This window comes from Hwanghaeella grinnelliae (genome assembly GCF_004005845.1).
Classification (GTDB): Bacteria; Pseudomonadota; Alphaproteobacteria; order UBA8366; family Aestuariispiraceae; genus Hwanghaeella; species Hwanghaeella grinnelliae.
In genome coordinates, this window is the sequence record NZ_SADE01000001.1 from 443,016 (window position 1) to 462,388 (window position 19,373).

General features: G+C 59.7%; 17 protein-coding genes. 7 read left to right on the forward strand and 10 right to left on the reverse strand.

Features of this window, described 5'->3' with window-relative positions:
* The first annotated feature begins 49 nt into the window (after positions 1-49).
* The 5 genes from EOI86_RS01920 (at position 50) to EOI86_RS01940 (ending at position 4,878) form a co-directional block, all read left to right on the forward strand.
* Entirely contained in the window at positions 50-415 is a 366-nt protein-coding gene (locus tag EOI86_RS01920; RefSeq protein WP_127763457.1) for an Hpt domain-containing protein, read from the forward strand.
* On the forward strand, positions 399-1,100 hold the full coding sequence (locus EOI86_RS01925; protein ID WP_127763458.1) for a class II aldolase/adducin family protein: 702 nt from the start codon (positions 399-401) through the stop codon (positions 1,098-1,100). The genes EOI86_RS01920 and EOI86_RS01925 overlap by 17 nt, the downstream gene beginning before the upstream one ends.
* Before the next feature lie 148 nt (positions 1,101-1,248).
* Complete coding sequence (locus tag EOI86_RS01930) at positions 1,249-2,796, forward strand: class I adenylate-forming enzyme family protein (protein WP_127763459.1); 1,548 nt, start codon at positions 1,249-1,251, stop codon at positions 2,794-2,796.
* Between the two features lie 20 nt (positions 2,797-2,816).
* Positions 2,817-3,830, forward strand: coding sequence for an NAD(P)H-dependent flavin oxidoreductase (locus tag EOI86_RS01935; RefSeq protein ID WP_127763460.1), 1,014 nt, complete (start codon positions 2,817-2,819; stop codon positions 3,828-3,830).
* A gap of 13 nt (positions 3,831-3,843) precedes the next feature.
* Entirely contained in the window at positions 3,844-4,878 is a 1,035-nt protein-coding gene (locus tag EOI86_RS01940) for an NADP-dependent oxidoreductase (protein ID WP_127763461.1), read from the forward strand.
* A 41-nt stretch (positions 4,879-4,919) separates the two neighbouring features.
* On the opposite strand, the gene EOI86_RS01945 is transcribed toward EOI86_RS01940, so the two are convergent.
* On the reverse strand, positions 4,920-6,554 hold the full coding sequence (locus EOI86_RS01945) for a long-chain fatty acid--CoA ligase (protein WP_127763462.1): 1,635 nt from the start codon (positions 6,552-6,554) through the stop codon (positions 4,920-4,922).
* 184 nt (positions 6,555-6,738) lie between these two features.
* On the opposite strand from EOI86_RS01945, the gene EOI86_RS01950 reads away from it, so the two are divergent.
* Together EOI86_RS01950 and EOI86_RS01955 are read left to right on the forward strand one after the other, a co-directional pair.
* On the forward strand, positions 6,739-7,506 hold the full coding sequence (locus tag EOI86_RS01950; RefSeq protein ID WP_127763463.1) for an SDR family NAD(P)-dependent oxidoreductase: 768 nt from the start codon (positions 6,739-6,741) through the stop codon (positions 7,504-7,506).
* Between the two features lie 3 nt (positions 7,507-7,509).
* On the forward strand, positions 7,510-8,559 hold the full coding sequence (locus EOI86_RS01955) for a phosphotransferase (protein WP_127763464.1): 1,050 nt from the start codon (positions 7,510-7,512) through the stop codon (positions 8,557-8,559).
* Between the two features lie 42 nt (positions 8,560-8,601).
* On the opposite strand, the gene EOI86_RS01960 is transcribed toward EOI86_RS01955, so the two are convergent.
* From EOI86_RS01960 to EOI86_RS02000, 9 genes are read right to left on the reverse strand one after another with little or no spacing between them, the layout of a single operon-like run.
* Entirely contained in the window at positions 8,602-9,801 is a 1,200-nt protein-coding gene (locus EOI86_RS01960; protein ID WP_127763465.1) for an acyl-CoA dehydrogenase, read from the reverse strand.
* 8 nt (positions 9,802-9,809) lie between these two features.
* Complete coding sequence (locus EOI86_RS01965) at positions 9,810-10,946, reverse strand: acyl-CoA dehydrogenase family protein (protein WP_127763466.1); 1,137 nt, start codon at positions 10,944-10,946, stop codon at positions 9,810-9,812.
* Positions 10,947-10,984: 38 nt separating this feature from the next.
* A complete protein-coding gene (locus EOI86_RS01970) occupies positions 10,985-12,181 on the reverse strand; it encodes an acyl-CoA dehydrogenase family protein (protein WP_127763467.1) in 1,197 nt (398 codons plus the stop codon).
* Between the two features lie 31 nt (positions 12,182-12,212).
* The gene (locus EOI86_RS01975; protein WP_127763468.1) at positions 12,213-13,394 is read right to left on the reverse strand and encodes an acetyl-CoA C-acyltransferase; all 1,182 of its coding nucleotides are present in this window, start codon (positions 13,392-13,394) and stop codon (positions 12,213-12,215) included.
* A 29-nt stretch (positions 13,395-13,423) separates the two neighbouring features.
* Positions 13,424-15,520: a 3-hydroxyacyl-CoA dehydrogenase NAD-binding domain-containing protein gene (locus tag EOI86_RS01980; protein WP_127763469.1), complete on the reverse strand. Its 2,097-nt coding sequence runs from the start codon at positions 15,518-15,520 to the stop codon at positions 13,424-13,426.
* 48 nt (positions 15,521-15,568) lie between these two features.
* Entirely contained in the window at positions 15,569-16,264 is a 696-nt protein-coding gene (locus EOI86_RS01985; RefSeq protein ID WP_127763470.1) for an ABC transporter ATP-binding protein, read from the reverse strand.
* Positions 16,264-17,046 (reverse strand): ABC transporter ATP-binding protein, encoded by a 783-nt coding sequence (locus tag EOI86_RS01990; RefSeq protein WP_127763471.1) that lies wholly within the window; start codon positions 17,044-17,046, stop codon positions 16,264-16,266. Before EOI86_RS01990 ends, EOI86_RS01985 begins: the two co-directional genes overlap by 1 nt.
* Positions 17,043-18,338, reverse strand: coding sequence for a branched-chain amino acid ABC transporter permease (locus EOI86_RS01995; RefSeq protein ID WP_127763472.1), 1,296 nt, complete (start codon positions 18,336-18,338; stop codon positions 17,043-17,045). The genes EOI86_RS01990 and EOI86_RS01995 overlap by 4 nt, the downstream gene beginning before the upstream one ends.
* Positions 18,335-19,282, reverse strand: a complete 948-nt coding sequence (locus EOI86_RS02000) for a branched-chain amino acid ABC transporter permease (RefSeq protein WP_127763473.1) — start codon at positions 19,280-19,282, stop codon at positions 18,335-18,337. Before EOI86_RS02000 ends, EOI86_RS01995 begins: the two co-directional genes overlap by 4 nt.
* Positions 19,283-19,373 lie beyond the last annotated feature (91 nt).

Genomic DNA, 19,373 nt, shown 5'->3' on the forward strand with positions numbered 1-19,373 from the left:
TAGTGGCCATCGGATCGAAACTCCGGCAAGTGCGTGGGAGTCTTGAGAATTGGACATTCAGGTCAATCCGGAATTCGAAGACCTCCTCGAATATGCGGGGGTCGATGGGGCCTTGTTTGCGCTGAAGGAAATGGAGGCCGAAGGTCCCCGGCTGATCGGTTTGATTGATGTGGGGGGGAAGTCCGGAAACCTTTCTGCTGTCGCGGAAGCGGCCCATTCCCTGAAATCTTCCTGTGCGGCGCTTAGTATGAATGCCAGCGCTGAATTGGCCAAAACTATTGAAACTGCGGCACGTTCCGGCGGCGGGGTCGTATTGGCGGATACAGCTGTCGAATTGCGAACGCTTTTCGATCAGGAACTTGCAGCGATCCGTAACTTTGTGGAGCGTAGGGCCGGCAATGGCGCGTCTCGGTAATTTAAAGTCCAGGAAAGCGGTTATCGAAACCTGCCTGGCGATGAATGCCAGCGGCATCAACCAGGGAACATCCGGTAATGTCAGCCTGCGCAGCGATAAAGGTTTCCTGATCACCGCTTCGGGCGTGCCCTATGATGCAATGACGCCGGATCAGGTCGTCGAGATGGATTTGGACGGCGGATATTACGGCGAATGGGCGCCGTCGTCGGAATGGCGGATGCATTTGGACATCTATCGCAGCCGACCGGAAGCCCAGGCCATTGTCCATACGCACTCCACCCATGCCACGGCGCTTTCCTGTCTGCGCAAGGACATCCCGCCGTTCCACTACATGATTGCGGTGGCCGGTGGGGCCGACCTGCGATGCGCTGATTATGCGACCTTCGGCACCAAGGAATTGTCCGAAAACATGCTGCGGGCATTGGAGGGCCGAAAAGCCTGCCTTCTGGCGAACCATGGCACGATCTGTTTCGGTCCGAACCTGGCAAAAGCCCTGTGGTTGGCAATTGAGGTGGAGGCCCTCTGCCATCAATACTTCCTGGCCTGCGAGGCGGGTGAACCGATTCTTCTGGACCCGGCCGAAATGGCCCGGGTGCTCGACAAATTCTCGACCTATGGCAAGCAGGACGCCGAAGCGCTCGCCAAGGCGCAGGCTAGCGGTGAGGCGCCAGTCAAACGCGACTGACGGCGCGCGACTGAAGCGGTGGATCATATTTTCGCCATTGCCGCTTGCCCCTGAACAGCAACCCAAACAAAATGTTCCCCAACAAGAGTGGTTCGTCGGTAGGCGCAAGTCCGGGACGAATTGAAGAAAAATACATCAGGGTACGGGTATGTCTGATTTGGATGCGTGGCGTTCGTTCCACCGAATACATGACTTGGTGGACCGCCTTCCGGACCTTGCCGGTGAAGAGGTCATTATCAGGGCATTGGACCACGTTTTCACCGGCAATGAGCTTAAGGCAGCGGTAGATTCGGCAGAAACCGCCTTGCGCGCCCACGGCATTCGTCAAGGTGACCGGGTCTTGCTTGTGAACGAAAATTGCGCGGCGCTATGCGTGTTGATTTTTGCCGTCAGCAGGATCGGCGCGTGGTCCGCGATTGTGAACGCCAGAATCGCGAAGGCTGAGATCGACCGGATCGCGGCACACTGCAAGGCCAGGGCCCGGTTCTATACAGGCGCGATTTCGGAACCGGCGGCGGCTATGGCGGTGGCTGATGGCGCGGATGACATCGACCTGGGCCCCACTACCGGCATACAGGCGACCCCTGCGGTGGATGAGGTGCCGGAGGCAGGGGAGCCGGAAGATGGTTCCGCTGTTGCCGTTCTGCTTTATACGTCCGGCACGACCGGGCAACCGAAGGGGGTGATGCTCACCCATTGGAATCTGCTTTTCACCGCCCAACGGTCAGCGGAGTTGCGCGGCACCAAGCCCGGCGAGAGGACGCTTGGCGTTCTGCCGATTTCCCATGTCTTCGGTCTTTCATCGGTGTTCATCGGCACGGTTTTCGGCGCTGGAGAACTCATCCTGCGATCGCGCTTTGTGCCGCGTGATATCGCTGACCTGCTTGAGAACGACGATGTGACGATCTTTCAGGGCGTACCCGCGATGTACGCCCATTTCCTCGAGCTGGCGACCGTCCGGGGCACGCCTATGGCGCCACCGAAGATACGGTATACCTCTGCCGGCGGTGCACCGCTGGACCTGTCCATCAAGCAACGGATCGAAGCGATGTGGAAGGTGCAGTTGAAGAACGGCTACGGCTTGACGGAAACCACAGCCGGCGTATGTGCGACGACGTTGGAGTATCCCGCTGACGATGACAGCGTCGGCGTTCTGTTCAAATCGGTCGAAGCTCGAATTGTCGACGCGAATACTTTGGAAGACATGCCGAACGGGGAGATTGGGGAGTTTTGGGTGCGCAGCCCGGGTAATATGAAGGGCTATTACCACAATCCGGAAGAGACGGCGAAAGTCCTCTTGCCGGATGGATGGTATCGTACCGGCGATTTCGCGAAACGTACGGCGGACGGCTATTTCTATATTGTCGGGCGTTTGAAGGAGTTGATCATTCGGTCCGGCTTCAACGTCTATCCCATTGATGTGGAAACCGCACTGAACAGCCATCCCGACGTGGCGCTCTCTGCGGTTGTTGGCCGGTCGGTTGACGGCAATGAAGAGGTAGTCGCCTTTGTCCAACCGATCGCGGGTAGGACGATAACGATGGAGGCGCTGCGGGCGCATGCGGAAGCCAGCCTTGCTCCCTACAAGCGGCCGTCTGAGTACATCTTCAGCGATAACCTGCCGGTAACGCCCGCAGGTAAGATCCTTAAGAATTCCCTGCGCGAGGAGGCCCAAACCCGGGCCGCAGCCGGCTAGTACCGTTTGAGGAGAGTTTTATGGCTCAACTGTTCAAAACCCGGATCACTGACCTTTTCGGTATAGAACACCCTTTGATTTGCGGCGGGCTGATGTGGTTGTCGGATGCCAATTACGTGGCGGCGAGTGTTAACGCGGGCGGCATGGGCTTCATGACCGCGAAGACCTTCCCGGACCCGGAAGCCTTCCGGGCGGAACTGCAGAAATGCCGCGAACTGACCGGCGGCAAGCGTTTCGGCGTGAACCTGTATCTGTCGATGCAGCCGGGATCGAACGACATGCTGCATACCCATGTCGATATCATGTTGGACGAAGGCGTCGACATCGTCGAAACCGCCGGCATGCCCCCGCAGGAATTCCTGGGCGATTTGAAGTCGGCCGGCGTAATCATCAATCACAAGGTTGCTTCCATCAAACACGCGGCGAAGGCCGAAAGCCTCGGCGTCGACGCGGTCACCATCGTGGGCGCCGAATGCGGCGGTCACCCGGGCTTGGACCTGGTCGGCACCATGGTTCAGACGGCGGCAGCAGCGCAAAGCCTCACCATCCCCTATATCGTCGGCGGTGGGATCGGCCATGGCAGCCAGGTAGCCGCCGCCCTTGCCATGGGGGCGGATGCGGTCGTAATGGGATCACGCATGACGGTGTCGGAGGAGATTTGGGCCCATCGCGCCTACAAGGACAAAGTCGTTGAAGCGAGTGAGAGGGACACGCGGCTTATCATGTCGTCCTTCCGAAATACGTACCGTGCCTATGACAACGAAGACGCAAGGTCGGTTTCAAAATTGGAGTCCGAAGGCGTTACGGATTACGAGGAATACAAGCCCTTCGTCGCCGGCATTCACCAGAAGGAAGCCTATACCAGCGGCGATTGGAACAAGGGTGTACTTTCCCTTGGGCAGTCGGCGGTCTTCGCGACTGAAGTGAAACCGGTCGCGGACATCTTCGCCGATATTCTGGAAGAAGCCAGACTGGCTGCCGAACGGCTCGACAATATGCGTTTCCCAGCCGCTGCCGCAGGGCAGGTTGCGTGAGGAGGATACCAAGATGACGACGATGAATACGCAGGTGCTGCTCGCCTCTCGGCCGACAGGCGAACCCATACCGGAAAACTTCGACATCGTCCAAAGCCCGATACCTGAGGCGGGGGAGGGCGAGATCGTCGTCCGCACGATATATCTTTCCATCGATCCCTATATGCGCGGGCGGATGGACGATGCGAAGTCCTATGCAGCCTCCGTGCAAATCGGCGACGTGATGACCGGCGGGGTCGTGGGCCAGGTTGTGCAGTCTCGGAATCCCAAATTCTCGGAAGGCGACTTCGTCCTTGGTATGTTCGGCTGGCAGAGCTTTTCGGTCAGCGACGGTTCCCTGGTCCGGAAGCTGGATCCGGCGGTTGCGCCGATTTCGACTGCTGTGGGCGTCTTGGGCATGCCGGGGCTGACGGCCTATGTCGGGTTGCTCGACATCGGGGAACCGAAACCCGGTGATACGGTTGTCGTCGCTGCCGCTTCCGGCGCGGTCGGATCGGTCGTGGGACAGATCGCCAAGATCAAAGGGTGTCGCGTGGTCGGGATAGCGGGCCCGGCAGACAAGTGCGCCTATGTGATGGAGGAGCTGGGTTTCGATGCCTGTGTCAGCCACCGAAGCGAAACGCTGAAGACGGATCTTGAAAAGGCATGCCCCGATGGCATCGACGTCTATTTCGAGAATGTCGGCGGCAAGGTTTTCGCGGCGGTCCTGCCGTTGATGAACGATTTCGGTCGGATCCCGGTCTGCGGGTTGATCGCGAACTACAACCTCACCGAACTGCCGCCGGGCCCGGATATGTCGGCGCGGGTGATGCGGAACATTCTGACCAAACGGCTGAAGATCCAAGGCTTCATCGTCACCGATCGCTACGACCGTTTCCCAGCCTTTGAAAAAGAGGTCGGCGGCTGGATTCGTGACGGTTCCCTGAAATACCGTGAAGACATCATCGAAGGATTGGAAAATGCGCCCGCCGCTTTGATCGGTGTGCTGGCCGGCCGGAATTTCGGCAAGATGCTGGTGCGCGTTTCCGACGATCCCAGCCGTCCCTAATCAACCTGCCCCGGTTTACGCGCCCGGTCTAGGCGCTCGGTCTAGGCGCTAGGCAGCGTGTAATCCTTGAACATGTCGCGCAGTTCGGTCTTGCGGATTTTACCTGTGGCGGAATGGGGAATGGCCTCAACGAAGGCAATATCATCGGGCAACCACCATTTCGCGACCCTGCTTGCCAGATGATCCAGGATACTCTCCTTGGAAACAGTCGCCCCTTCGCGCGGGACGACGACCAATAGGGGGCGTTCGTCCCATTTCGGGTGCGGCAGGCCGATTGCCGCGGCTTCGACGATATCCGGATGACCGATGGCCGCGTTCTCCAAATCGATTGAGCTGATCCACTCGCCGCCTGATTTGATCAGGTCCTTGGAACGGTCGACGATCAACAGGAAGCCTTCTGGGTCGATGGTCGCGACATCGCCTGTCTTGAACCATCCCTCGGCGTCAAAACACCCGGCACTGGCACTTTCGTCGTTGTAGTATCCAGCCGTAATGAAGGGGCCGCGGACATACAGCTCGCCCGATGTCTTTCCATCATGCGGCTGCCTGTTGCCGTCTTCGTCGACGATTTTCATATCAACCTGGAACAAGCGCCGGCCCTGCTTTGCCTTCAGGTTAATGCGTTCATCCATATCGGTCTCGTCGTAGCGGGACGGAAGGACGCCGATGGTGCCGATCGGGCTCATCTCCGTCATGCCCCAGCCATGGACGATATCCAAGCCGTGTTGCTTCTCGAAAGTCTCGATCATGGCGCGTGGTGCGGCTGACCCGCCGATCAACATCGATTTCAGATGGGCGGGTTTGCGCCCCTGTTTCTGCATTTCACCGATCAGGCCCAACCAAACTGTCGGGACGCCCCATGCCGCCGTCACATTTTCCTTGTCCATCAAGTCGAAAAGGCTGGCGCCGTCCAGATTGGGGCCGGGGAAAACCAAGCTGGTCCCGGTGACGAAACAGATATAGGGCAGCCCCCACGCGTTCACATGGAACAGCGGCACGACGGGTAGGACAACATCCCGGCTTTCCAAATAAAACCCGTCCACCGACGCAACCGAAAGCGCGTGCAACACGTGCGAGCGATGAGAATAGAGAACGCCCTTCGGATTGCCCGTGGTGCCGGACGTATAGCAAAGCCCTGCCGCCGTGTTCTCGTCCATGTCCGGCCAATCATACGATGTCGGCTGGCCATCCAGCAGATCTTCGAAACACAGTGCGTTTTCGATTGTCGTGTCGGGCATATGGGCCCTGTCGGTCATGATCACCACATGTTCGACAGAGGGGAATCTACCCTGCATTTTCTCAACGATGGGAACGAAGGTCAGGTCGATGAACAGTGCACGGTCGGCCGCATGATTGACGATATAGTCCAACTGCTCGGCAAAAAGCCGGGGATTGATCGTGTGGCAGACAGCCCCGATGCCTGAGATGGCGTAGTAGAGTTCCAGATGCCGGTGCCCATTCCAAGCGATGGTCGCGACGCGGTCTTCCTCGTTGATGCCCAAGGCCTTCAAGGCATGGGCCAGTTGGGCAACCCTGTCCCTGGTTTCAGCGAATGTTTGATGATGGACATCGCCTTCGACCCGGCGGGAAACGACCAGTTTGTCGGCATGATTCTCCGCCCCGAACTCGATCAACGACGAGACGAGCAACGGCCTGTTCATCATCAAGCCACGCATGGCATCCTCCCTAGTACATTTTGTGGCACGCTATACTGGCGCGGCCAATTCTCAATTCTTGGTCGGAATCTTGGCTGCGGCGGGACGGTTAGGCAAGCAGCTTTCATCGGGCTCGACAGGGTGGCGGGCCAGTCTGTACTCTTTGGACAATTGAACAAGAACAGTAGAACTGGGGGAAGACCGGATGATTTTCGATCTAACGGGAAAGACTGCGTTGATCACGGGATCATCGCGTGGCATCGGCCGGGCGATTGCCGAGGCGATGGGCGGATTGGGTGCCAATGTGGTGATTTCCAGCCGAACGGCGGAAGATTGCGACAAAACCGCCGCCGAGCTTAAAGCGACAGGTATTTCTGCGGCGTCAATCCCCTGCCATATCGGCCGGAACGAGGAATTGCAGTCGTTGGTCGACAAGACGCGGGACGCGTTCGGCCAGGTCGATATTCTGGTCTGCAATGCGGCGATCAACCCGGTTTACGGCCCGCTCGCAGAGGTTTCGGACGAAGCCTTCGACAAGATCATGACCACGAATGTCCGCTCCGCCTTCACGCTTTGCAAAATGGTCCTGCCCGATATGGCGAAACGCGGCGAGGGATCGATCATCGTCATATCCTCCATCGCCGGGCTCTACGGCAATGACCGGATTGGCGCCTATGGCGTTTCGAAGGCGGCCGAAGCCCAGTTGGTGCGGAACCTGGCGGTTGAGTGGGGTCCGAAGAACATTCGCGTGAACGCGATTTCTCCCGGTCTGATCAAAACGGATTTCGCCCGTGCCCTCTGGGAGGATCCGGAAGTTCGCAGCCGTTCCGAACGTAAGGCGCCGCTGCATCGCATCGGTGAGCCGGAGGAAATCGGCGGGCTTGCCGCCTTCCTGGCGTCGCCGGCGGCGAGTTTCATAACCGGACAGAACATTGTCGCGGATGGCGGTCAGACGATTTCCGGCGGAGCGTAAGACATGGGAACGCTTGGCCCCGTAAGCGAGGCACATCGACTGGATGAGGGCCGTCTGACCGACTATCTCGTCGGCGCTGGACTGGATGACTTCCGGCAGCCCATGACGGTTCAGCAGTATCAAGGCGGACAATCAAACCCGACCTATCTGCTGGAAGCGGCCGGGACGCGATATGTTCTGCGCAAGAAGCCGCCGGGGAAATTGCTGCCCTCGGCGCATCTGGTGGAACGGGAATATCGGGTCATGAAGGCATTGGCGCAAACGGACGTGCCGGTGCCGGCCATGCATCTGCTGTGTGAGGACGATGAGGTCATCGGCACGACCTTTTTCGTGATGGAGTTTCTTGAAGGCCGGGTTCTGCCCGACCCTTCCATCCCCGAAGCGTCGGTGGCCGAACGGCAGGCGATCTATGAGTCGCTCTGCGATACCTTGGCGAAACTTCATAACGTGGATTACGAGGCGATCGGGTTGGGCGATTTCGGCAAGCCCGCCAACTATGTTCAGCGGCAGCTCGACCGTTGGACCAAACAGTTCCATGCGGCGAAGACCGACGAAATGCCGGCCATGGATGCGCTGATCGACTGGCTGCCCGCAAACATGCCGGACGAGGACGAGACCGCCATCGCTCATGGGGATTTCCGGCTGGAAAATACGATCCTGCATCCGACGGAACCGCGGGTGATTGCTGTGCTGGATTGGGAATTGGCGACGCTTGGCCATCCGTTGGGTGACCTGGCCTATAACTGTATGACCTTTCACCTGCCACATGGGGCGCCGTCCCTGAAAGGGATTGCGGGCCTGGACTTGAAAGGTCTGGGCATCCCGACGGAAGAGGAATATGTCGCGCGCTATTGCCGCATGACGGGACGGGGGAACATCCCCGACTTTTCCTTCTATGTTGTCTTCGCGATGTTCCGCCTGGCCTCCATCTGCCAAGGCGTCTACGCCCGCGCGCTCCAAGGCAATGCCAGTTCCGACAACGCGCTCGTCGTCGGCAAGAAGGCCGCCGTTCTGGCGGATATCGCCTGGGAAATTGCGCAGAAACGGGGATAGAGGACCGAATTGAAAAGGGCCCCTGAATGGGGCCCTTTTTTGTCAGTTCTTCTTGAATTCCATCTTGGCGATGGATTCCAGATGGACCTCGTCCGGACCGTCGGCCAGCCGCAATGTCCGTGAATGGCCATAGGCATGCGCCAGCGGGAAGTCTTGGCTGACACCGCCGCCGCCATGCACTTGGATCGCCCGGTCAATGACGCGGCCCGCCACGCGGGGCGCGACCACCTTGATCATGGCGATTTCCGCGCGCGCGGCCTTGTTGCCCACCTTGTCCATCTTGTCCGCGGCATGGAGGGTTAGCAGGCGGGCTTGGTCGATCTCAATCCGGCATTCGGCGACCATGTGGCGCAACGCGCCCTGTTCCGCCAGCGGCTTGCCGAAAGCAACACGTTCCATTGCCCGGGCGCGGATCGATTCCAGGGCGCGCTCCGCCTGACCGATCTGGCGCATGCAATGGTGGATACGGCCTGGCCCCAGGCGACCTTGGGCGATCTCGAACCCGCGGCCTTCGCCGAGCAGCATGTTGGTGGCGGGCACACGGACATTCGTGAAGGTGACTTCCGCATGGCCGTGGGGCGCATGATCGTAACCGAAGACGGTGAGGCCGCGTTCGACTTTCACGCCGGGCGTATCCATCGGCACAAGGATCATGGATTGCTGTTTGTGCTTTTCGGCATTCGGGTCGGTCTTGCCCATGAAGATGGAAATCTTGCAGCGCTTGTCCATTGCGCCGGATGTCCACCATTTGCGCGCGTTGATGACATAGTCGTCGCCGTCACGGGTGATGGAGGCTTCGATATTCGTCGCATCTGAGGAAGCAACGGCGGGTTCCGTCATCGCGAAGCAGGACCGGATCTTGCCGTCCAACAGAGGTTCCAGCCATTGCTTGCGCTGTTCCGGCGTACCATAGCGGACCAACACTTCCATATTGCCGGTGTCGGGGGCGGAGCAGTTGAAGGCTTCCGGCCCGATCGGCGACCGGCCCATGATTTCGCACAGACCCGCATATTCCAGGTTGGTTAGCCCTGCGCCGTAATCGCTTTCCGGCAGGAATAGGTTCCACAGGCCCGCCTCGCGCGCCTTCGCCTTCAAGTCTTCCATGATCGGTGGCACCTGCCAGCGGTCGCCTTGGCTTTCCAGCTGTTCTTCGAAGACGGCTTCCGCCGGGTAGACGTGTTCGTCCATGAAGGCGGTCAGCTTGTTGGCCAGTTTCGTGGCCCGTTCGGTTGTTTCAAACATGGCGTTTCCTATTCCGACTTCATCGCGGTGTATCGCTTCAGGTGATACTGCGCGTTGCCGAACAATGCGTTGATCATGGTCAAGCGTTTGAAGTAGTGGCCGATCGGCATATCGGCGGTCATGCCCATCCCGCCATGCAGCTGGATTGCTTCCTCGCCCACCAGTTTCGCCGACTGACCGCATTTCACCTTCACCGCCGCCGCAGCTTCGGCGCGTTCTGCCGGGCTGCAATCGTCCAACAAGGCGGCAGCCCGATAGGTCAAGGCGCGTGAGAATTGATGCGCGGAATACATGTCCGCCATCTTGTGCTGCAGGGCCTGGAAGCTGGAAAGCGGGCGGCCGAACTGTTTGCGTTCCTTGGTATAGTCGACGGTGAGGGCCACCGCTTGTTCCATTGCGCCGGACGCTTCGGCCGCGAAAAAGACACAGGCCCGGTCAACGACGGCTTCGATGATCGATAGCCCTTTGTCTTTCACCCCCAGGATGGCATCCGCGCCCACCCGTACATCGGTGAAGGTGACTTCCGCCGCGCGCAATCCGTCGACGGTTTGGTGGCCACGCACGGAAACGCCTTCGGCGGCGCGGTCCAGCACGAAGAGGGTAATGCCGTCCCGGTCGCGTTGGGCGCCGGATGTCCGGGCCGACACGATCAGGCTGTCCGCCGACCCGCCGTGATAGACCAGCATCTTTTGTCCGTTGATCTTGAAGCCGTCCCCATCGGTAGCAGCCGTCACGGCAACGTCGTTCAAATTGAACCGTGATTTGGGTTCGCTATGGGCGAAGGCCAGCAAGCGTTCGCCCGCGATCATTTCCGGCAGCAGCCGTTCGGCCAGCGGACCGCCCGCAAGGTCCAAAGCGGTCCCGGCGAGAATGACGGAGGACGCGAAGGGCTCAACTACCAAGCCCTTGCCCAACGCCTCCATCAACACCGCCATGTCGACACCTGTGCCGCCGAAGCCGCCATGTTCTTCCTTGAAGGGCAAGCCCAGCCAGCCGAGTTCGGCAAAGGTCGCCCAGTTTTCGCGGCTGAAGCCTTCCTCGCTGTCGATCAGTTTCTGGCGCGCTTCGATGGTGTAGTCGTTCTGCACCAACCGTTCGGCAGAATCCTTGATGAGTTGCTGTTCGTCCGTCAGCCAAACCGACATGGTTTCCGTTCCCCTTGGCCTTAGTTTTTTGGTTGGCCTTACAGGCCAAGCACGCGCTTGGCGATGATTTCACGTTGGATCTCGTTGGACCCGCCATAGATCGAGGCCTTGCGCCAATTGAAGTAAATCGGCGCGGCCGTCGCGGCATAGTCAGGGCCGATGCCCGGCTCGTTCGCGTGGATGTCCCAGGTGTCCGGCGCAAAGGCATGGGCATGGTTGCCGACCGCCTCGACCGCCAATTCGGTGATGGCCTGTTGAACCTCGACACCCTTGATCTTCAGAATGGAGGCTTCAGGCCCCGGCGGGTTGCCGCGCGCTTCGCCTTCCAAGGCCCCGATGACCATGGCTTCCAATGCGAACAATTCGATTTCGACTTGCGATACCCGTTCTTGGAAATCGGTGTCTTCGGCCAGTGTGATGTCGCCGTTGACCTCATGTTCCGCGATGGTCTTCAAGCGCGCCAACTGCCGTTTCGACCGGCCGACGGCGGCAATGCCCGTGCGTTCGTGACCCAGCAGGAACTTGGCATAGGTCCAGCCCTTGCCTTCCTCGCCGACCAGGTTTTCGACCGGTACGCGGACATCCTCGAAGAAGACGCTGTTGATCTCCACGTCCCCGTCAATCGTCTCGATTGGGGTGACGCTGATTCCCGGCGTCTTCATGTCGATCAACAGGAAGCTGATGCCTTCCTGCTGCTTGCCGCTATCATCTGTGCGGACCAGGCAGAAAATCATGTCCGCATATTGCGCCAATGTGGTCCAGGTCTTCTGGCCGTTGACGATATAGTGGTCGCCGTCCCGCACCGCCTTAGTCCGCAGCGAGGACAAGTCGGACCCCGATCCCGGTTCCGAATATCCTTGGCACCACCAGTCGTCGAAGGACAGGATGCGCGGCAGGTATTTGGCTTTCTGTTCAGCCGACCCGAAAGTGTAGATCACCGGGGCCACCATGCTGACACCGAAGGGTATGACGCGCGGGGTGCTGCCCAGCGCCAATTCCTCGTCATAGATATGGCGCTGGATCGGCGTCCAACCCGGGCCGCCGTATTCGACCGGCCAGTTGGGCGCGGCCCAGCCCTGCTCGAACATACGTTTGTGCCATTGAACGTAGTCGTTCTTATCGAGCGGATAGCCCAACTCCACTTTCCGCTTCGTCTCGGGGTCGAGTTTGTCGCGGATAAAGGCGCGGACTTCCTGCCGGAAAGCCTCGTCCTCGGCACTCAGAACCAATTCCATTATTTTCCTCCCTGCCGGGTTTTATACCCGGTCAGATAACCTCGAACAGGCCGGCCGCACCTTGGCCGCCGCCAATGCACATGGTGACGACGACATTCTTCGCGCCACGGCGCTTGCCTTCGATCAGCGCATGGCCGACCAGACGTGCGGCGGTCATGCCGAAGGGATGCCCGACGGCAATCGATCCGCCGTTCACATTCAGGATGTCGTTCGGAATGCCCAGCTTGTCGCGGCAGTAAAGAACCTGAACCGCAAAAGCTTCGTTCAATTCCCAAAGGTCGATGTCGTCCATCTTCAGGCCGGTCCGTTCCAACAGGCGTGGCACCGCGTAGATCGGGCCGATCCCCATTTCATCGGGTTCGCAGCCGGCAACGGCGAAGCCGCGGAAGTAACCCAGCGGTTCAATTCCGAGGCGCTCTGCTTCCTTCGCGTCCATGACGACGGAGGCGGATGCACCGTCAGAGAGCTGGCTGGCATTGCCGGCGGTGACGAACTTGTCCGGCCCCATGACCGGCTGCAGGCCGGCAAGACCTTCAAGCTTCGTGTCCGGCCGGTTGCATTCGTCCTGGGCGATCGTGACTTCTTCTTCCCAGGACTCTTTGGTTTCCTTGTTGGTCACGATCTTGGTCGTGGTGATAGGGACGATTTCGTCGTCGAATTTGCCGGCCTGTTGGGCGGCGGCGGTGCGCTGCTGGGACTGCAGGCCGAATTCGTCCTGCGCCTCGCGGCTGACGCCATAGCGTTTGGCTACCACATCGGCGGTGTCGATCATGCTCATCCACAGATCCGGCTTATGTTCCATAAGCCAGGCTTCTTTGTAGAAATGATTGTTCCGGTGCGGTTGAACCAGGCTGATCGATTCGACCCCGCCCGCGACCATGGCCGGTGCCCCTTCCATCACCACCCGTTGGGCCGCCATGGCGATTGCCTGCATGCCGGAACTGCAGAACCGGTTGACGGTTGTGCCTGCGGCGGTCACCGGAAGGCCGGCGCGGATCGCGGCCAGACGCGCGACGTTCTCACCGGTTGCCCCTTCGGGGAAACCGCAGCCCAGGACCACGTCTTCGATCATGCTCGGGTCTATGCCGGCTTTCGCGACTGCATGCTGAATGGCATGTCCCGCCATCGTCGCACCATGGGTGTTGTTGAAGGCGCCGCGGAACGCTTTGCCGATGGCGGTACGGGCCGTTGAGGCGATAACGGCTTCACGCATGGATATATCCTCCTGTAAATGCGCTTCGCTTAGAGATCGGCGAAGCGTTTGTCTGCCTTGGCCAATTTTTCGAGGAGCGGTGCGGGCTTCATCAGATCGCCATGCTGCTCGTGGAATTCACACATTTTGTCATAGACCGTCTTCACACCGACGGTGTCCGCATAGAACATCGGGCCGCCGCGATACCGCGGGAAGCCATAGCCGAACAGCCAGACGATATCGATGTCGCAAGGGCGCATGGCGATGCCTTCTTCCAGCACTTTCGCGCCCTCGTTGATCAACGGATAAAGACAGCGTTCGACGATCTCCTGATCCGAAATCTTCCGTCGTTCGATGCCCAGGCGCTTGGACGTCTCGACCACGATTTCCTCGACCTTGGCGGAGGGCGTCGGCGTCCTGCCGTCGTCGTAATCGTGCCAGCCGCCCCCGGTCTTCTGGCCGAACCGGCCTAATTCGCAAATCTGATCGGCAATGTCCGAATAGCGCAGGTTGTTCGGGTTCTCGGCGCGTTGCCGTTTGCGAATCCGCCAACCGACATCGTTGCCGGCAAGGTCCATCATGGCGAACGGCCCCATCGGAAAGCCAAAGTCATAGATCGCCTTGTCCACTTGGGCGGGCAGGGCGCCTTCCTCAAGCAGGAAACCGGCTTCGCGCAAATATGGGCCCAGCATCCGATTGCCGACAAATCCGTCGCAGACGCCGACCAGAACGCCAACCTTCTTCAGCTTTTTCGACAGGTCCATGACCGTCGCGATGGTTTCCGGCGCGGTTTTCTCCCCCCGCACGTTTTCCATCAGCTTCATGACATTCGCAGGGCTGAAGAAGTGGGTGCCGATCACCGATTCCGGCCGGCTGGTGGCGGCCGCGATGACGTTGATATCCAGCATCGAGGTGTTGGTTGCCAGGATCGCGCCGGGCTTGGCGACGCTGTCCAAGGCCCCGAAGATCTGTTTCTTCAGGTCCATTTCCTCGAAAACCGCTTCGACGATGACATCGGCCTCCGACAGGGCGGCCATATCGGTCGCCCCGGTGATCAACGTCATTCGGGAATCCATGTCTTCCTGGGTCATCCGGCCTTTGTCCACGGTCGCCTGATAGTTCTTGGCGATCGTCTCCAATCCCCTGTCCAGGGCCGCCGGATCGTTCTCGACCACGGTCACGGGGATGCCCGCATTGGCGAAGTTCATGGTAATCCCACCACCCATTGTGCCGCAGCCGATGACACCGGCAGTCGCGATTTCCTTGACCGGCGTGTCTTTCGGGACATCGGGGATTTTGGCGACTTCCCGTTCGGCGAAAAAGGCATGGCGCTGGGATGCAGCCTGGCTGGAACCCACCAACCCCTTGAAAATTTCGCGCTCCTTGGCGAGGCCTTCCGGCCCGGGCAGGGTCGCCGCGGCTTTTACGGCCTCAATGCAGGCGAAAGGCGCGTCGAAACCGCGGGCCTTCTTAGCGATTGATTTGGCGAATTCGTCGAAGACCCCCGGATTGGCGCGGGCCTCGGCAATTTTCTCTTCGATTTCCATGGTTCGGCGCAGCGCACCGCTTGCCGCCAGCCGTTCCGCCGCGGCGAGGGCGGCTTCCAAGGGGTCGCCTTCGACGACCTCGTCCACGTAACCCAGCTTCTGTGCCTTCGCGGCCGGGGCCAGTTCCCCCGACGTGATCAGCTTCAATGCGGCCTCAACCCCGGTCAGGCGCGGCAGGCGCTGGGTGCCCCCGGCGCCCGGAATGATGCCAAGCGTCACTTCCGGCAGGCCCAGGCGCGTTTTTGTTGAGGCAACCCGGTAATGGCAGGAAAGGGCGGTTTCCAGACCGCCGCCGGCCGCGACCCCGTGGATCGCCGCGACGACCGGTTTTTTCGAATTTTCGATGCGCAGGCAGACGCTGGGCAGGTTCGGATCGGCCAGCGAGCGCGGGGTGCCGAATTCGCTGATGTCGGCGCCGGCGCTGAACATGCGCCCGGCCCCCTTTATGACGACAGCGGTGACCGCGTCGTCCGCTTCGGCCTGGTCCAGGGCTTCCGAAATACCGGTCCGAAGTGCCAGACCCAGGCCGTTTACCGGCGGATTGTTCAGCGACAGGACAAGAATCGACCCATGCCGCTCAATCAGAACCGCATCACTCATGACAGGACTTTCCCCCCAATTACCCAAAAAAGCGTGCCCAACAGCGTTCTAGACCTCAAGCCATTCAGACCGGATCTGCGCGTCGTTGAGTAAGGCTTCCGGCGTTCCGTCGAACACCATATGGCCGTGCCCCATAACATAGACACGATGCGAAATACGCAACGCTATTGTCAGTTTCTGCTCGACCAGAAGGATGGAAACCTTGCGTCTCGCAATCTCTTCGAGCAAGCCTGCAACCTTCTCAACCATTTGCGGGCTAAGCCCTTCCGTGGGCTCGTCGATCATGATCAGATCCGGATCGCCCATCAATGTGCGACACATTGTCAGCATCTGCTGTTCGCCACCCGACAATGCGCCGGCGCGGATATCGGCACGTTCCCGAAGGTTGGAGAACAGGTCGAACATGTCATCGATTGACCAACGCCCCTCCTGCTTCATGCTTTTCATGCCCAGAACCAGATTCTGGCGCACGGTCAGCGTCGGGAAGACGTCCCGGTTTTCCGGCACATAACCAATGCCCAGGCGGGCGATTTCATGCTGTTTCTTGCCCACCAGTTCGGTGCCGCGGAACTTGATGGAACCCTGTGGCGGCACTTCGCCCATGACGGCCTTGCAGGTGGTCGACCGACCGACGCCGTTACGCCCCAGCAGGCTGACGATTTCGCCTTCGGCTATGTCGAAGGAAACACCCTGCAGGATATGGCTCTTGCCATAGAAGGCTTGAAGATCGCGGACTTCCAACATCAGTGGGCGCCCCCAACCGTTTCGGTCTCTTCTTCCGGGGCCTCGCCAAGATAGGCCTCCTGGACCGCCTTGTTGTTGCGGATTTCCTCCGGCTTGCCGGTGGCGATGATCTCGCCATAGACCAGGACCGAAATTCGATCCGCCAGGTCGAAGACGACGCCCATGTCATGTTCAACCATGACCAGGGTCTTGCCCTCCGTCACCCGGCGAATCAGCTCCACCGTCTGGTCCGTTTCCGATGCGCTCATTCCCGCCGTCGGCTCGTCCAGCATGATGACATTCGCGCCGCCGGCGATGGTGATCCCGATTTCCAAGGTGCGTTGTTCCGCATATGTCAGCACCCCGGCCGGGATCGCCTGCCGATCGGTCAGGCCGATCATTTCCAGGATTTCGGATGTCCGCTCGTTTAAATCCTTCTGCCGGCCGACCAGTTTCCAGAAAGCGTATTTCAGCCCCATGCTCCACAACAGACCGCAGCGCACGTTTTCGAAAACCGTCATGCGCGGGAAGATATTGGTGATCTGGAAGCTCCGGCTTAGCCCTTTGCGGGCGATTGCATAGGGTTCCAGCGTGGTGACGTCTTCTCCGTTCAGACCTATGCGCCCGCCAGTCTTGCTGTATTTGCCGCTGATCAGGTGGAAAAGGGTCGATTTGCCCGCACCGTTCGGCCCGATAATGGCATGACGTTCGCCCGCCGGAATCTCCAGATCCACGCCCCGGATGATCTGTGTTTCACCGAAATCCTTGCGGATCCCTTGCAGGCTCAAAGCGGAAGCGCTCATCGGTCGCCTCCCTTTTCCGAGAAGTCATTGGCTTCCGCCCAGGCTTCCCTGACCTGCGGTGTCGCGCGGTAGGTCGTGTATGCGCCAATGGCGGTCACGGCCAAGGCCACGGCCCAGTTGGCCGGGTTATGGGTGTCGACCGCCATCCAAAAGAAATGCGCCACGTTGTCGCCGACCGGCGCGTTGTTGTAGTGATTCAGCATCTCAAGCACAGCGACACCGCCGGCCAGGGCGACCAGCAGCGGAATACCGGCGATCATATAAGGTTTTGCAAGCTGGCCGAGCCGCCCGGCTTTCATGGCCGGCCCGTGCATCATCATCAAGCCGGTCAGGCCCGAAGGCACATACATCACCGTCAGGACGAAGAGCAGGCCGACATAAAGCAGCCAAAGTTCCGTGTGATTGCTCAAGACCGTTTGCAGCAGGGTCAGCAGTACCGCGCCGACGATCGGGCCGATGAAGAAGCCGATGCCCCCGATATAGGCCATCAATAGCACCCAGCCTGAGGTCGTCAGATTCAGGTTTTCCTCGGTCAGTATTTCGTAGTTGATCGCGAACAATCCGCCCGCGATTCCGGCGAAGAAGCCCGACGCGCAGAAGGACATGAAGCGAACCTGACGCTGGCTGTACCCGACGAATTCGGCCCGTTCCGGATTGTCCCGCACCGCGTTCGCCATACGCCCGGCGGGCGTGAGGGAGAAGAGGTACATCAGCGCCGCCGCGACGAAGACGATGACCGCGGTGAGGTAATAAACTTCGATCTCCTTCAGGAACTCGGTGCCGAAGACCGGTGGGCCCATGGTGCGGTCGCCGCTGACCCCTTCCTCACCGCCGAAAAAGACGACGAAGATGATTGAACAGGCCGCGATCAATTCGCCCACGCCGAGCGAGATCATCGCGAAGACCGTTCCGGCGCGTCTGGTCGAGAAACTGCCGATAATGATGGCGAAGGCCAAGCCGAAGAGCCCGCCGATGAAAGGCAGAAACGGCAGCGGAATAGGCCAGCCGTCAACCTCGATATAATTCATGACATGGACGGAGAAGAATCCGCCCAGGCCGAAATATACCGCATGCCCGAATGACAGCATGCCGCCCTGGCCGAGCATCATGTTGTAGCTCAGTGCGAAGACGATGGAGATGCCCATCTGGTTCATGATGGTGACCGAGACGGGCGAGGAGAAAATCACCGGCATCACCGCCAGCACGATCGCACAGACAATCCATATGCCGAAGGGGCCGAGAAGCGCCGGCATCCGCGCCGGTCCGGACGTGTTCGTTGAAGACCGCATCATGTTTCCCGCTTACCCATAAGGCCGGTCGGCCGGAAAATCAGGATCAGGATCAACAATAGATAGGGCAAGATCGGCGCCACCTGCGGCAGGGACAGCGACCAGAGGTCCCGCAGGACATGATCGTCGCTGAAACTGACGCCGAGTAGATCCAGCAGATCGGTCATCGAGTAGTCGAGCGCGATGGCGAAGGTTTGCAGCCAGCCGATCAGCAGCGAGGCCACGAAGGCGCCCGCCAGCGACCCCAGCCCGCCGACAACGATCACCACGAAAACAATGCTGCCCAATACGAAGGCCATGCCGGGGAAAGTGCCCAGGGCCGGTCCCGCGATGACGCCCGCCAACCCTGCCAGGGCGGAACCGACGCCGAAGACGCCCATGAACACCAGCGGCACGTTGTGACCCAAATTCGCGACGGTGTTCGGATGGGTGATCGCGGCTTGGATGATTAGGCCGACGCGCGTGCGTGTAAGCATCATCAGCAAGGCGATGAATATCCCGATAGAGATAAAGATCATAAAGGCCTTATAGGCCGGGAAGGATTGACCGAAGAGGGTGAACAGCGGGAAATCCAGCAACTCGGGCTCGTGGTAGTCCTTCGTTGCCTTGCCCCAGAAGAACTGCACCACTTCTTCAATCAGGAAGGCGAGGCCGAAGGTGAAGACAAGCTCTGCAACATGGCCCCAGCGGTGCACATAGCGCAGGCCGTAACGCTGGATTAACGCGCCGACTACGCCCACCAGGATCGGCGCGAATATCAACCCGACCCAAAAGCCCATATAGCCGCTGATCGTATAGGCGAAATACGCGCCCAGCATATAGAAGCTGGCATGTGCGAAATTGAGAACGCCCATCATGCTGAAGATCAGCGTCAATCCGCTGGACAGCATGAACAGAAGCAGGCCCGTCACCAGACCGTTCAATAAGGAAAAGACGACTAACTCCACCGTACCCCCGCGTGGCTTGTTCCCGACTTAAAGCGTTGATGATCCGGGTGACGAGGAACCCGCCCCTTGTCCCGGTAGTGAAACGGCGGCT